This is a genomic window from Aeromonas sp. s4 (assembly GCF_040907855.1).
Classification (GTDB): domain Bacteria; phylum Pseudomonadota; class Gammaproteobacteria; order Enterobacterales; family Aeromonadaceae; genus Aeromonas; species Aeromonas caviae.
Map to the genome: position 1 here is coordinate 36,488 of NZ_JBFOCP010000058.1, position 14,378 is coordinate 50,865.

Sequence of the window (14,378 nt, forward strand, 5' to 3'; positions counted from 1 at the left end):
TCATCAACCCTTTGCCGATCGGGAGGTGCCATGTTTGTCTTTGACGTGACCACGAAGGCGGGGGCGCAGGGGAGGATCCAGGTGCAGGCGCTGGACTGGAGCCAGAGCGGCCCGGTGAGCTTTCAGTGTGACAGCGACGAGCTGGCCCTGGTGCTGCTGAGCGGGTGCCGCTGTGATGCCGTGGGGTACTTCAATCTGCTGGGGGGCTGCAAGCCGCTCTACGTGGAGCAGTGGCTCACCTATTTGCAGGAGCGTGGCCAGCTGGAAAAGGTCACGGCCCGCCAGGAGAGCCCGTCCCAACCCGATTACCTGACCCGGGCTGGGCTGGCGGACGACGAGCTCAATGCCCTGCTCGGGCAGATCTACAAGGTGGCCGGGTTCAACCGCCTGCAGATCAACCGCTACCTGAAGCATCGCCACAACCCGACCATGCTGGCGACCCGTTACGATCAGAAGGAGCTGGAGCGTTATCGCCAGCTCAACGACATCATTCTGACCCTGTTGAAGCTGAAACCGTCTCCGTGAAGATCCCCATCTGACCGATCTCCGGCCCCAGCTCCTGGGGCCGAGCGATGAGGTAGCCCTGCAAGCCGTCCACATACATGCTCTGCAGCATCTGCTTCTGGCCTATCTGTTCCACCCCTTCCGCGATCACCAGGCAGCCCATGCGATGGGAGACGTCGACGATCATCCGCACGAACTGCTGGTTGGTGAGATCCTGCTCCAGCTCGGTGATGAGACCGGGGTCCAGCTTGATGTAGTCGGGTTTGAGCTCGCGAAACAGGCTGAAGGAGCCGATCCCCTTGCCGAAGTTGCAGATGGCCGAGCGGCTGCCGTGGCGCCTGAGCAGCTCGAACAGCCGCCTGGACCCGGTCAGGTTGCGCTCCAGGTGCTCCTCGTCGAGCTCGAACACCAGGTTGGCCCCGATGTCGGGGTCTTTTTGCAACTGGTGATCCAGCCAGATGAGAAAGGCGCTGTTTTGCAGCAGGGAGCCCGGCAGATTGAGACCCCATCGGCTGTTGTGGCCTCCGAAGGCGCGGTATTGGCGGATGACGTGGCGGATCACCATCTGGGTCAGGCGCAGTACCATATCCAGCCGCTGCGCCATGGCGAGCAGGGTATCACTTGGCAGCACGGTGCCGTCGCTGCTGCTGAAACGGGGATAGATCTCGTGATAGGCGAGCATGCCGCGATGCAGGGGCTGGATGGGCTGGCAGGTGAAGCTGATGCTCTCCTGCTCCAGCAGATCGGTCAGCACCTGGGTCCAGTGACGCTGACCCTGCACCTCGACCACCTCGTCGTTCTGCTGGATGGCCCAGCCATTGACCACCTCCGTCTGGGCGCGGGCCAGCGCGAGATCCGCCCGGGCCAGAATGGCCTCTATCTTCTGCTCGCTGCTCAGGCGGGTCATTCCCGAGTAGGCGGCGCTCTCGAGCTCGTGATCGTGCTGATAGCGATCGAAGGCGAGCTTCAGATCCCGTCCCAGCAGATGGGGCGGGATCTGGGCCAGGGGGGGCAGCAGGACGGCAAAATCGGCCCCCGAGATGCGATAGACCCGGTGGCCTGGGAAGCGGCTGACGGTGTGGCTGATGAGGGCGGCGATGTCCCGGATGTAGGCATCCCCGGACTGGAAGCCGCGCTGGGCGTTGAGGGTCCCGAGCTCGGTGGCGCGGATGAGCACCAGGATGGCGGTCTGGGTGTTTTCCTGTTGCAGCAGCTCGGTCAGATCGCGCCGGAAGGCGTGGCGGTTGCCAAGCCCCGTCATCTCGTCCCGGGTCGCCTGATTGTGCAATTCGGTGATCTGGCGGTGGGCATCGATCTCGGCCTCATTGAAGGACGCAAGGAGCTGGCGCAGAGCCGTTTGTGCCTGTACGCTGTCGAGCATGGCGGGATCCCGCTGCTGCAGCGCCAGCAGCCAGCGTTGCTCCTGCCTCGCCTTTTCTCCACGGCGCACGCTGTGGGTGAGAAAGAGCAGCAGGGCGAATCCCGTCAGGGTGGTCATCAGGACCAGCAGCAGGGTGAGCGGTGAGGCGGGGGGGGCGAGCAGCACTCCCTGCAACAGCAGCATGGGAATGCAGACCAGTGCGCTGACCAGCAGCAGGTTTCCCTCATGTTTATTCAACATCGTTTCATCCTTGATGATGTTCATGATGTAGAAATTCTAACCAAGTCGCTGGCGCAAAACATGAGTACTCACGCAACTCCACGATAAAGCGCCGGCGGAATGCAACTAAATGTGAGTGAAAACACTTTCATGGTCTGTAAAAAAAGCGAAGATGGGTTGAAAACAGCCCCAACAGAGCAGAGGTAGATATGTTGCTAGAACCCGTAGACACCGCCAAAGCACGGCAACTATTGAATCAGAGTATGGCCTTGGTGCTCGCAGGGGGACGGGGCAGCCGCCTGAAGCAGTTGACCGATAACCGCGCCAAGCCCGCCGTCCACTTTGGCGGCAAATTCCGTATCATCGACTTCGTGCTCTCCAACTGCATCAACTCCGGCATCCGCCGGGTGGGTGTGGTGACCCAGTACAAGTCCCACAGCCTGTTGCGCCACCTGCAATCGGGCTGGTCTTTCCTGCGCTACCAGATGAACGAGTTCATCGACTTGCTGCCCGCCCAGCAGCGGGTGGACGAGGTGCACTGGTATCGCGGCACCGCAGATGCCATCTACCAGAACGTCGACATCATCCGTGACTACGGTCCCAAGTACATCGTGGTGCTGGCAGGGGATCACATCTACAAGATGGACTACGCCGCCATGCTGCTCGATCACGTGCGCCTCGGCGCCAAGGTGACGGTGGCCTGTATCGAGGTACCACGCTGCGAGGCATCGGCCTTCGGCGTGATGGACATCGACGAGCAACGCAAGATCCGCGCCTTCGTGGAGAAACCGGCCAATCCGCCCGCCATGCCGGGCTGCGAGGATCGCTCGCTGGCCTCCATGGGCATCTACATCTTCGAGGCGGAGTACCTCTACCAGTTGCTGGAAGAGGACATCCACAACCAGGAGTCCAAGCACGACTTCGGCATGGACGTGATCCCGCGCATCGTGGGAGAGGGCAAGGCCTTTGCCCACCCGTTCAACATGTCCTGTGTCGGGGCCAAGGAGGGGCAAAAACCCTACTGGCGCGACGTGGGGACCCTGGATTCGTTCTGGGAGGCGAACATGGATCTGGCCTCCGTGGTGCCCGAGCTCGACATCTATGACGAGAACTGGCCCATCTGGACCAGCCAGAACATGTCGCCCCCGGCCAAGTTCGTGCAGGACAGAAACGGCCAGCACGGCATGACCATCAACTCCATGTTCGCGGGGGGCTCCATCGTGAGCGGCTCCTTCGTGCTCAACTCGGTGTTGTTCACCAACGTGCGGGTGCACTCCTTCTGTACCCTGGATCAGGCGGTGATCTTCCCCGGGGTCGAGATCGGGGCTGGTTGCCGCTTGCGCCGGGTGGTGGTGGACAAGGGGTGCAAGCTGCCAGACGGCCTGGTGGTGGGGGAGAACGCGGACGAGGATGCACGCCGCTTCTACCGCTCCGAGCAGGGCATCGTGCTGGTGACCAAGCCGATGCTGGCCAAGCTCGGCTAACCTCGTCGACACAGACAAAAAAAGGGAGCCCTGGGCTCCCTTTCTATTGGTGGTCGATTTATTTCTCGCTGACCAGGGCCTTGCCGGCCATCACCATGGCGGTGCCATGCTTGCCACCGGCGGCGGTCACTTGCGGGACGCCATCTTCGTCGGTGTCGCTGCCGGCACCCTCGATGACGTTCTCGCCGGAGTCGCCGACCCATTCGGCCATCTGCATGCCGCCGTTGACGGTGCCGCGGAACCAGCTCACGTAGCGCTGGGTCAGCTGTGCCAGCTCAAGCTCGGGTGCCTTCTCGGCCCCTTCGTTGCGCAGGTTCAGCATGGCGGAGCGCAGGGCGCCGGAGATGGCGGCCTGGGTCCAGGGGGTGTATTCACCCTGCTTACCGGCGAGCCAGGTACCGGCCTTGGCATTGAAGTAGGCCTTGTCGGCGGCGATGAAGAGCTCGCGCGCCGCGGTGCGGTACTTGGCATCCGAGGTGGCCAGGAAGGCGGCGGTCAAGCCGCGGATGGCGGCGAACTGCGCGTCGATGGACTGACCGGCGTCAAGCTTGCCGCCCAGTGTCAGACCGTCATGGACCAGGCCGTTCTTGCCCTTGAGGTTGGCGAGGATGAAATCGGCCTGCTTGCGGACCAGTGCGATCGCCTGCTCACCCTGCGGGGTCTTGAGGTTCAGCTCGCCATTGTCACCGGCGGCGTAACCCACCGGCAGCGCATCCTGGGCGCGCTGGAAGATCTGCAGGGCGACCAGGGCGTAGGCGGCGTCGAAGGTAGTGACGTGCCCGGCCTGTTTGCCAGCTTGCCAGCTGTCGACCAGGGTGCCAGCCTTGGGTTCGAAGTGCAGGGCCAGCAGGTTCTTGAAGGTGAGGTTGGAGAGGTTCAGGGCAAGGGAGAAGGCATCGCTGCCCGCCACCGCCTTGCCCAGATCGTTGGTCTGGTTGGCAGCCGGAGCGGCGGCGAACGGGGCACCGTCAAACACGGCGTGGAAGGCCGGGTTCTGATTGGTGTTGGCCGTGCGCTGATCGCTGAAGGCGTAGAACTCGGAGAGGGGCCACAGCAGCATCCAGGCGTCGCGCAACTGGGCGGAGCCGTCCACGACCTCCAGCTTGCCGATGGCACCGGCGTCGTTCTTGCTGGTCTCGGTCACCTTCACCTGATGAGGGAAGTAAACAACCCCCTTGGCCGGATCGTACTGCGGGGTGATTTTGGCGCCCAGGGTCTTGCCGTCAAAGCCGAGCTGACCTTGCAGGATGGCGAGCTTGTCGATGGACTGCTCGGTCAGCATCATGCCGTTGAAGCCGTCGGCGGCAGAAACCCCCAGCTTGTGCTTGCCGTCCTGATCCATGGTGGCGGACGCGGCTTCCACCTCTTCATCGGTCTCGGCTACGTGCATGCCGCCCAGGAAGTCCTGGGACCACATCACTTCCTTGAGCAGGATGCCGCCCACGGCGGCCGGGACCAGCAGGTTGTCACTGCCGCTCCAGCGCAGGGTGGCGTAGTCGCGGAAGTAGGCGGGGACCTGGGTCTTGACGCTCTTCTCGTTGCCCTTGGCGGTCTTGATGGTGATCTGGTCACCGTTGACCGGGGTGGCGTTCACGGCCTGGGCGAACTCCGGGTTGGCGGAGGCGTAGGGCAGGGAGAGGGGATACATGCCCTGGGGAATTTCATCGGCGGGGAAGCCGACGGCCTCTGCCATGGCCAGTACCCGTTTGCCCAGGTCGGCCAGGGTGCCGCCACGCGCCTGGTTTTGCGGCCCGTTTACCAGATGGGGGCCCATGCCGGACTGGTAGTTGAGGGCGTACATTGCCTCTTCGGAGTATTCATAGGATTCGATCCCGGCGGCGAAGTCGAACGGAGTCGGCTCGTCGGCGCGGTTGGCGTCCAGCACATCCAGATCCAGACCGAGGGCCTCGGCCAGCGGCTCGCCGGAGAGCTCGAATTCGGTGTAGGCCAGCATGTTGGCGGCGGTGTTGAACGTCTTGTCCTCCACCTTGACGGCAGCCTGTGCGGCGCTGCTTAGGAGTGCGCAGGCGATCGCCTGCACCAGTACGGTTTTTCTCATGTCCTTCTCACCATATTGTTGATTTTATTATGACGCTTCTCATGAATCTAAATGAGAATGGTGTGCATTATGGGGCAAGGGGCGGGGCTTGAGAAGAAAAAAACCGCGCCCCGGTGGGGTGAAGAGGAGAGGCGCGGCGGCAGGTGTCACATCAGTTTGAAGGGGATGACCAGTCGGCCCGGCTCCACCTTGAGGGCTTCGACCTTCTCCTTGATCCGCGCCTCGTTCTGGCGGCTGCCATCGAGCCGGTAGACGGGGGTCTGGGAGAGGAACAGGGAGAGGGACTGGTTGAAGGTGGGCAAGAGCGGGGAGAGGGCGGTGCCCACGTCCGCTGGCTCTGTCTTGACGGAGAGCAGCTCGAGATCGCGCAGATAGATGGCGCCCTGTTCGGCCACATAGTCCGGGCGTGCCCGCAGGGAGAGGCGGATCTTCATCTGCTGGCTGCCCAGCGGGCTTGCCACCTGCAGCTCGCCGGCGGCATCCAGCTCGACCTTGTCGGCCTGGTTGCGGCCGATGCGGCTTTGCATGTCATCGAGTCGGATCTTGCTCGACATGATGCCGGGGATCCCCAGCTGTTTCTCGAAGGCGACTCGCTCCTTGAGGTACTGGTTGATCTCCCCTTCGCTGACGCTGTACTGGGTCAGCGAGCAGGCCGCCAGCAGCAGGGCGAAGGGGAGCAGAAGCAGGTGTTTCAACATGGGAGGGTTCCATTTTCGGGGCTGTCACAAGAGGTGGCGCCATCTTAGAGGCAAAGCGGGTTGGCCGCCAGTGGGGCCGCCCTGACCGGTTTCTGTCGCATCCCCCATATGGGGATGGCAATCCGTTTTCATTCGAGTAGCTATTTCCCTTCACCGCCAGCAGGCCCGCCCTGGCGTCATCCCCGACATACCCACAGACAAGCTCCTGTTTTAACGATGCAAAATCCCATTGACCCCGCGATTTCAAAGCGAGTATTTTACCGCCGCACAAAGTCAAATTGATAATCATTATCATTTTGAATCTTCTTTGAGGGTATGACGTGAAGACTCGAGTAATGGACAATGGCACACCTGCCGAGGCGAAGATGTCGCCTGATTTCTTGTTTACCTCGTGTCAGGGCACGATCAGTGCCACTGACCTGGGGCAACCCATCACCACCCCCGCCTGCGAGTGGCCCCTGCTGGCACAGCAGATAACCCTGGCCCTCGATGCCGCCAGGGCTGCCGGCCAGAGCAACCCCCTGCTCATCGGTGCTTTTGCGTTTGATCCGGCAGAGGCTTCCTGCCTCTATGTGCCCGGCCGTTATGAGCGGAGCGAGAAACTGGCCCCGACAGAGCCGACACCGGCGACAGAAGTGGAGCAGACCGTCGAGGCCAACCGGGTCATCTCGGTGCAGAGCACCCCGCCGGCCAGCGAATTCCAGGCCTCGGTCAGTGCGGCGCTGGATGCGTTTGCACAAGGTCGGCTCGCCAAGGTGGTGCTGTCGCGCAAACTCACCCTTACCCTGCACCAGCCTGCCGACCCTAAGCAGGTGATGGCCCGTTTGATGGCCCAGAATCCCCACGCCTTCCACTTCTCCCTGCCGCTCGGCCAGGGTCGCCGCCTGCTGGGCGCTAGCCCAGAACTGCTGCTGCGGGTCAGCGGGGGAGAGGTGTTCACCCACCCGTTGGCGGGTTCCGCCCGTCGGGCGAGCGAACCGGCGCAAGACGAAATGGTGGCCCGGGATCTGCTGGCCTCTCGCAAGGATCAGCATGAACACAAGTTGGTGATCGACGAGATCCGCCGGGTGCTGACCCCCCACTGCCGCGAGCTGGCGATCCCCGCTCATCCCTCGCTGATGAGCACGGATACCCTCTGGCATCTGGGCACTCCCATCGCTGGCCGGCTCAATGGCGGCGAGGCGTCGGTGCTCTCCTTGGCCTGCCAGCTGCATCCCACCCCGGCCCTGTGCGGCTATCCCACCGATCTGGCCCGCCAGTTCATCCGCGAGCAGGAGCCCTTCCGGCGAGCCTTGTTCAGCGGCATCGTCGGCTGGTGCGACAGCCAGGGCAACGGCGAGTGGGCCGTGGTGATCCGCTGCGGCGTGCTCGATGGCCATCAAGTGGAGCTGTTTGCCGGCGCCGGCATCGTCGCGGGCTCGGATCCCGCCATGGAGTGGGCCGAGACCGGCACCAAGCTGGGCACCATGCTCAAAGCTCTGGGCCTGGATTTGGAGGTGGCGCAATGACGCAGCTTCAATATCTGGGCTGGCAGAGTGGACAGTCGAATCTGGAAGCCCTGGGCCTGAGTCCGGAGGTGGCGCAATGAGCCAATTAAACCACTTCCTGCCCTATACCCGCTGGCCTGACGAATTGGCCCAGCGTTACCGCACCAAGGGGTATTGGCGCGGCGAGCCGCTGACCGCCATGCTGGCGCGTCAGTGCGAGCTGGCCCCCGACGCCGAGGCCATCCTCTGCGGCGAGCGCCGCTTCAGTTATCGCGAGCTGGACGCCGCTTCGAGCCGGCTGGCCGCCAATCTGGCCCGCCACGGCCTGGGGGTGGGGGATACCGCGCTGGTGCAGCTCCCCAACGTGGCCGAGTTCTATCTGGTGTTCTTCTCCCTGCTCAAGGCCGGCATCGCGCCGGTCAACGCGCTCTTTAGCCACAACCGGCTGGAGCTTCTCTCTTATGCCGAACAGATCACTCCGCGCCTCTTTGTCGGCTCGCTGGCTCACCCGCTGTTTGCGAGCAAGGGTCGAGAGAGCGAGCTGCTGACAACCATCGGCACTGAGCTGGTGCTGCTGGATGGCGACACAGGGGCGCTGGGGCTGACCCACTGGTTGACGAAGGGGGATGAGAGTGAGCCAGTGAAATATGGCCCGACCCCGGCGGACGAGGTGGCCTTCTTCCAGCTCTCCGGTGGCAGCACCGGCACCCCCAAGCTTATCCCCCGCACTCATGACGACTATTACTACAGCGTGCGTCGCAGCAACGAAATTTGTTGCCTCGGCCCCCATACCCGCTATCTGTGCGCCCTGCCGGCGCCCCACAACTTCCCCCTGAGCTCCCCCGGAGCGCTCGGTGTATTCGAGGCGGGCGGCACCGTGGTGCTCGCACCCGATCCCAGCCCCATCAGCTGTTTCCCGCTGATTGCCCGCCACCGGGTCAATCTCACCTCGCTGGTGCCGCCGGCGGTCTCGCTCTGGCTGCAGGCCGCGGAAGCGGATCCCACTGCGTGCACTCAGCTCGAGAGCCTCGACTTGCTGCAAGTGGGTGGCGCCAAGCTGGGGGAGGCGGTGGCCAGCAAGATTGGGCCGCTGCTCGGTTGCCGGCTGCAGCAGGTGTTCGGCATGGCGGAGGGGCTGGTCAACTACACCCGGCTGGACGACCCCGACGAGAAGGTGATCCATACCCAGGGCCGCCCCATGAGCCCGGACGACGAGGTGCGCATCCTCGATGAGGCGGGCAATCCGGTTGCCCCCGGCGAGCCTGGTGCCCTGCACACCCGCGGCCCCTATACCTTCCGCGGTTACTACCAGAGCCCGGCCCACAACGCCCGGGTGTTCGATAGCGATGGCTTCTACTGCTCCGGTGACCTGGTGGTACAGGATGCCGATGGCTACCTCACCGTGGTCGGGCGGCAGAAGGATCAGATCAACCGGGGCGGCGAGAAGATCGCGGCGGAAGAGGTGGAAAACCAGCTGCTGCACCACCCGGCCATCACCCATGCGGCCCTGGTCTCCATGCCCGACAGCGCCATGGGGGAGAAGAGCTGCGCCTTCATCGTCAGCACGGATCCCGCCTTGAAGCCGCTGGCCTTGCGCAAGTTTCTGCGCGAGCGCGGGGTGGCGGACTTCAAGCTGCCCGACCGTTTCGAAACTCTGGACGCCCTGCCCATGACGGCGGTGGGCAAGATTGACAAGCAGGGGCTGCGGGCGCGCATTGCGCACGCCATCGCCGCCAACCAGCCTCTACAGCATAAAAACTAGTAAGGAATCATGACGTTATGGCTATCCCAACCCTGAACAATTACGCCATGCCCAGCCAGTGGAAGGCCAACAAGGTCAACTGGTCTCTGGATCCCAAGCGCGCCGCCCTGCTGATCCACGACATGCAGGAGTACTTCACCGCCTTCTATGGCGAAAACAGCCCGCTGATCGCGGCGCTCACCGAGCGCCTGGCCGCCGTGCGCAAGCAGTGCAAGGCCCTCGGCATCCCGGTCTTCTACACCGCCCAGCCCAAGGATCAATCCCCTGAAGATCGCGCCCTGCTGAGCGACATGTGGGGCCCGGGTCTCAACAAGCGGCCCGAGCAGCAGCAGGTGGTGGCAGCGCTGCGCCCGGAGCGTGACGACACTGTGCTGGTCAAATGGCGTTACAGCGCCTTCCAGCGCTCCGAGCTGGAGCAGATGCTCAAAGCGCTGGGGCGGGATCAGCTGATCATCGGCGGCATCTACGGCCATATCGGCTGCATGATGACCGCCTGCGACGCCTTCATGCGCGACATCCAGCCCTTCTTCCTGGCGGACGGGGTGGCAGACTTCTCCCTGGCCGATCACCAGATGGCGCTCGACTACGTGGCAACCCGCTGCGGCAAGGTGATCCGCTGCGAGGAGGTGCTGGCCCTTGCGCCGGTTGCCGCTTCTGCCGTCCAGAGCAATCCGTTGCTGACGTATGAGGGGCTCAAGGCACGGCTGCTGAGTCATATCGACGAGGACGAAGATGAGTTTGACCCCGACGAGAACCTCATCGACTACGGTCTGGATTCGGTACGGATCATGGCCCTGCTCACCGAGTGGCGCGCCGCCGGGGTGGAGCTCGGCTTCGTGGATCTCGCCAAGCTGCCGACCCTCAACGGTTGGTGGCGCCTCATCGAGGCCAGACTGGCAGCCCAGGCGCTGGAGGTGACCCCATGAACCGCTTCCCCTTGACCATCCCCCAGCAGGGGCTCTGGTCCGGTCATCTGCTCAATGACGACAAGGCGATGTTCAACACCGCCGAGTGCATCGCCTTCGACGGCAAGGTCGAGACGGCCGTGCTGGTCGCGGCCCTTGCCAAGGCGGTGGGGGAGTGCGAGGCGCTCAAGGGCCACTTCGAAGACGATAAGGAGGCGGTCTGCTTCGTCTCGCATGAGCTGCCCCTAGCCTATGAAGAGGTCTCCCTCGAGCGTGATGACGAGACGCTGGCCCGCGCCTGGGCCTGGGCCGCTCTGCGCCGCCCGTTCGAGCTGACCCAAGAAGCGCCCTGCCGTTTCGCCCTGCTGCGCGGCCCCGGCCGCGATTATCTCTACAGCTGCGTGCACCACATCGCCCTCGACGGCTTTGGCACCACCTTGCTGTTCCAGCGCATCGCCGAACTGTATGCAGAGGGGCTGGCCGGTGAGATGCACTCCCCATCCCCCTTCGGCTCGTTGGCTGAGGTGCTGGCAGAAGAGGCGAGCCGTGAGCAGAGCGGCAAGAACGACGCCGCCCGTGCCTTCTGGCAGGAGCAGCTGCAAGGCTGGCCCGAGGTGAAGTCCTTTGGCGAGACCCGCGCACCGATTGCCGCCGACTTTATCCGCGAGAGCCGTCCGCTGCCGGCGGCGCTGTGGCAATCCCTGACCGGCTTTGCCGACGAGCACAAGCTGGGCTGGCCCGATCTGCTGCTGGCCGGCCTCTCGGCTCAGTTGTCGCTGTCGAGCGGCCAGGATAAGACCCTGCTCGGACTGATGATGATGAACCGCATCGGCTCGGCGTCGCTGACCGTGCCCTGCATGCAGATGAACATCACCCCCCTTGCTCTGGAGCTCGAAGAGGGGCTGGATCTTGCGGGGGCTGCCGGCGCCGTGGCCAAGGCCAAGCGCGGGGTGCGCAAGCACCAGCACTACCGCTACGAGCTGCTGCGCCGCGACCTTGGCCTGGTGGGGGGCGACAAACGCCTGTTCGGCCCCCTGGTCAACATCATGCCGTTCGATCACGCTCGCCGCTTCGGGCCGCTATCTGCCCATATTCTCAACATCAGCGCCGGCCCGGTGGAGGATCTCACCATCGAGGTGCAGGTCGGCGTCGATGGCCAGCCACGCCTGGATCTGGATGCCAACCCCGGCTGCTACCGGCAGGGGGATCTGGCCGCCATCGCCGATACCCTGTTTGCCCTGCTGGGACGCTGGCTGACCGAGCCCGCCCAGACGCTGGGTGCGCTCAAGGCCGACTGGCTGGCCGAGCAGCGGGCCAGCGCCCTGATCACCGGCCCCGCCCATGAAGTGATCAAGACACGGCCGGTGCTGGAGGCGCTCTGCCACTTCGCCGCCCAGACCCCTGACAAGGTTGCGCTGGAGCAGGGAGAGGCCCGCTTCAGCTACGAGGCGCTGCTGGCCAGATCCGAACAGATGGCGGCTGCCCTGCAGGCCGCAGGCGTCGCCCCCGGCGACAAGGTGGGGGTCATGCTGGCCCGCACGCCACAGGCCATCTTCGCCCAGCTGGCGGTGCTGCTGGCGGGCGCCGTCTATGTGCCCCTCGACCCCGAGCAGCCGCTGGAGCGCCAGGGCCATATCCTGCGGCTGGGGGAGGTCAAGACCCTGATCACCCAGGCCGAGTACCGCCACAAGCTGGCCAGCCTGTTTGAGGGGCGCACCCTGCTGGCGGGGGATCTGGTGAGCGGTGATCGGCTCAACCAGCCGGCCGCCGGCCGCGCCGTCGCCTACCTGATGTTCACCTCGGGCTCGACCGGTCTGCCCAAAGGGGTGGCGGTGAGCCACGGCGCGCTGGATCACTTCGCCGCCGCCGCCCGCTGCCGTTATCACCTGGATGAAGAGGCGCGGATGCTGCAATTCGCCCCCTTCAACTTCGACGCCAGCATCGAGGAGGTGTTCGCTACCTTGAGCGCCGGCGCCACCCTGGTGCTGCGCACCGACGCCCTGCTCGAATCCATGCCCGCCTTTGCGGCCGGGGTCGAGCAGATGGGGATCACCCACCTCGACCTGCCCACCGCGTTCTGGAACGAATGGGTGGTGGCGCTGACGGCGGGTCAGGCCCACATTCCTGCTGGGCTTACCACCGTCATCATCGGCGGCGAGGCGGTCTACCCCGAGCAGCTGGCCCAGTGGCAGCGTCAGGGCCGCTCCGATGTGCGCCTGTTCAACACCTACGGCCCCACCGAAACGACCGTGGTGGTGACCACTCAGGAGCTGCAGCAGGAAGATCCGAGCCAGGCCCAGTTGCCCATCGGCCTGCCGCTGCCCGGCATGCTGGCGCTCATTCTGGGAGCGGGGGAGCAACCCGCCAGCGAGGGGGAGCTGGTGCTGCTCGGCCCGCAGCTGGCCAACGGCTACGTGGGGGGCGTGCAAGGGAGCTTCGATACCTTGCGGGTTGGCGCGGAGCAGATGCCCGTCTATCGCACCGGCGATCGGGTGCGCCTGGTGGATGGCCGGCTGGTCTACCTCGGCCGGCGCGACAACGAGTTCAAGATAAGTGGCTATCGCATCCAGCCCGGCGAAGTGGAGGCCCAGCTGCTGGCCCTGCCCGGGGTGGACGAGGCCTGCGTACAGGGGGTGAGCATCGGCAGCGTGCGCCGGCTGGTGGCCTTCGTGGCGGGGCCGGAGCGCGACAGCCGGGTCATCAAGGCGCAGCTCGCCAGGGTGCTGCCCGCCGCCATGATCCCCACCGACTATCGCCACTATGACCAGCTGCCCCGCACCGGCTCCAACAAGCTGGATCGCAAGGCCCTGCTGGCCGCCTACCAGGCGGGCGGCGAAGCCCTGACCCTGGGCAGCGAGACCGAGAACCGGGTTGGCGCCATCTGGCAGCAGATCCTGGGGCTCGCCACCATGGCGCCCACGGACAACTTCTTCGAGCTGGGGGGCCAGTCCCTGCAGACCATCCAGATCGTCAACCGGCTCGGCGCCGAGTTCGGGGTGCAGGTCAAGGTCTCCGACGTGTTCGATCACCCGCGACTCGATGACTTCTGCCGCTTCCTCGACGGCCTGCTTGCCGAGGACGAAGAGAGCGTGGAGATGGTGTGGTGATGGATAAGGAGCAACAAGCAATGGCCTTTGATTTTACTGGCAAGCGGGTCTGGGTGACCGGAGCCGGGCGCGGCATCGGCCGCGAGGTGGCGATGCAGTTCGTGGCGGCCGGCGCAATCGTGGTGGGGCTGGATCTGGCGTTTCCCGAAGCCGACTACCCCTATGCCACCCGGCTGCTCGATATCGGCGATTCGAAGGCGGTCAACGCCTGCTGCGCAGCGCTGCTGGCGGACGGCGGGCTCGATGTGCTGGTGAACGGGGCCGGGGTGCTGCGCCTCGGCCCCACCGAGACTCTGAGCGATGACGACTGGCACGACTGCATGACGGTCAACGCCAGTGGCGTCTTCTATCTGCTGCGGGCCCTGGTGCCCCACTTCAAGGGGCAGCGGCGCGGCGCCATCGTCACCATCGGCTCCAATGCGGCCCATGTGCCGCGCATGCAGATGGCGGCCTACTGCGCCTCCAAGGCGGCGGTCACCAGCCTGACCCAGACGGTGGGGCTGGAGCTGGCTCCCTTCGGCGTGCGCGCCAACCTGGTGTCACCGGGCTCGACGGATACCCCCATGCTGCGCGGCATGCTGCCAAGCGAGGAGGCCATGGCCCGCACCATTGCCGGGTTGCCGGAGCAGTTCAAGCTCGGCATCCCCTTGCGCAAGGTCGCCACCTCGGCGGAGATCGCCCATACCGTCCTCTTCCTGGCCTCGGATCTGGCCAGCCACATCACGCTGCAGGATCTGGTCGTCGACGGCGGCGCCACCCTGAGTGCCTGAGG

General features: G+C 64.7%; 10 protein-coding genes. 7 read left to right on the plus strand and 3 right to left on the minus strand.

The window, feature by feature from the left end:
• Positions 1–30: 30 nt before the first annotated feature.
• Entirely contained in the window at positions 31–525 is a 495-nt protein-coding gene (locus AB5Y89_RS20080; RefSeq protein ID WP_010674428.1) for a hypothetical protein, read from the plus strand.
• Here the strand turns inward: AB5Y89_RS20080 and AB5Y89_RS20085 are convergent.
• Positions 488–2,125, minus strand: coding sequence for an EAL domain-containing protein (locus AB5Y89_RS20085; protein ID WP_103254841.1), 1,638 nt, complete (start codon positions 2,123–2,125; stop codon positions 488–490). The two genes, AB5Y89_RS20080 and AB5Y89_RS20085, sit on opposite strands and share 38 nt — an antisense overlap.
• Positions 2,126–2,313: 188 nt before the next feature.
• On the opposite strand from AB5Y89_RS20085, the gene glgC reads away from it, so the two are divergent.
• Positions 2,314–3,588 carry a glucose-1-phosphate adenylyltransferase gene (gene glgC, locus AB5Y89_RS20090; protein ID WP_039038908.1) on the plus strand — a complete coding sequence of 425 codons (1,275 nt, stop codon included), beginning with the start codon at positions 2,314–2,316 and terminating at the stop codon, positions 3,586–3,588.
• A 58-nt stretch (positions 3,589–3,646) separates the two neighbouring features.
• Here glgC and AB5Y89_RS20095 read toward each other — a convergent pair whose 3' ends face one another.
• Both AB5Y89_RS20095 and AB5Y89_RS20100 read right to left on the minus strand, forming a co-directional pair.
• Positions 3,647–5,647: a hypothetical protein gene (locus tag AB5Y89_RS20095; protein ID WP_045524965.1), complete on the minus strand. Its 2,001-nt coding sequence runs from the start codon at positions 5,645–5,647 to the stop codon at positions 3,647–3,649.
• A gap of 146 nt (positions 5,648–5,793) precedes the next feature.
• The gene (locus AB5Y89_RS20100) at positions 5,794–6,345 is read right to left on the minus strand and encodes a lipoprotein (RefSeq protein ID WP_124244610.1); all 552 of its coding nucleotides are present in this window, start codon (positions 6,343–6,345) and stop codon (positions 5,794–5,796) included.
• Between the two features lie 320 nt (positions 6,346–6,665).
• Here AB5Y89_RS20100 and AB5Y89_RS20105 point away from each other — a divergent pair, with 320 nt between their 5' ends.
• The 5 genes from AB5Y89_RS20105 to amoA all read left to right on the plus strand — a co-directional run bounded on the left by AB5Y89_RS20105 (position 6,666) and on the right by amoA (position 14,376).
• The gene (locus tag AB5Y89_RS20105) at positions 6,666–7,853 is read left to right on the plus strand and encodes an isochorismate synthase MenF (RefSeq protein ID WP_368224360.1); all 1,188 of its coding nucleotides are present in this window, start codon (positions 6,666–6,668) and stop codon (positions 7,851–7,853) included.
• A gap of 76 nt (positions 7,854–7,929) precedes the next feature.
• Positions 7,930–9,594: an amonabactin biosynthesis (2,3-dihydroxybenzoyl)adenylate synthase AmoE gene (amoE, locus tag AB5Y89_RS20110; RefSeq protein WP_368224361.1), complete on the plus strand. Its 1,665-nt coding sequence runs from the start codon at positions 7,930–7,932 to the stop codon at positions 9,592–9,594.
• Between the two features lie 17 nt (positions 9,595–9,611).
• A complete protein-coding gene (gene amoB / locus AB5Y89_RS20115; protein ID WP_368224362.1) occupies positions 9,612–10,520 on the plus strand; it encodes an amonabactin biosynthesis bifunctional protein AmoB in 909 nt (302 codons plus the stop codon).
• Entirely contained in the window at positions 10,517–13,606 is a 3,090-nt protein-coding gene (gene amoF, locus AB5Y89_RS20120; protein ID WP_368224363.1) for an amonabactin biosynthesis non-ribosomal peptide synthetase AmoF, read from the plus strand. Before amoB ends, amoF begins: the two co-directional genes overlap by 4 nt.
• Positions 13,607–13,626: 20 nt before the next feature.
• Positions 13,627–14,376, plus strand: coding sequence for an amonabactin biosynthesis protein AmoA (gene amoA, locus AB5Y89_RS20125; protein WP_368224364.1), 750 nt, complete (start codon positions 13,627–13,629; stop codon positions 14,374–14,376).
• The last annotated feature ends 2 nt before the right edge of the window (positions 14,377–14,378 follow it).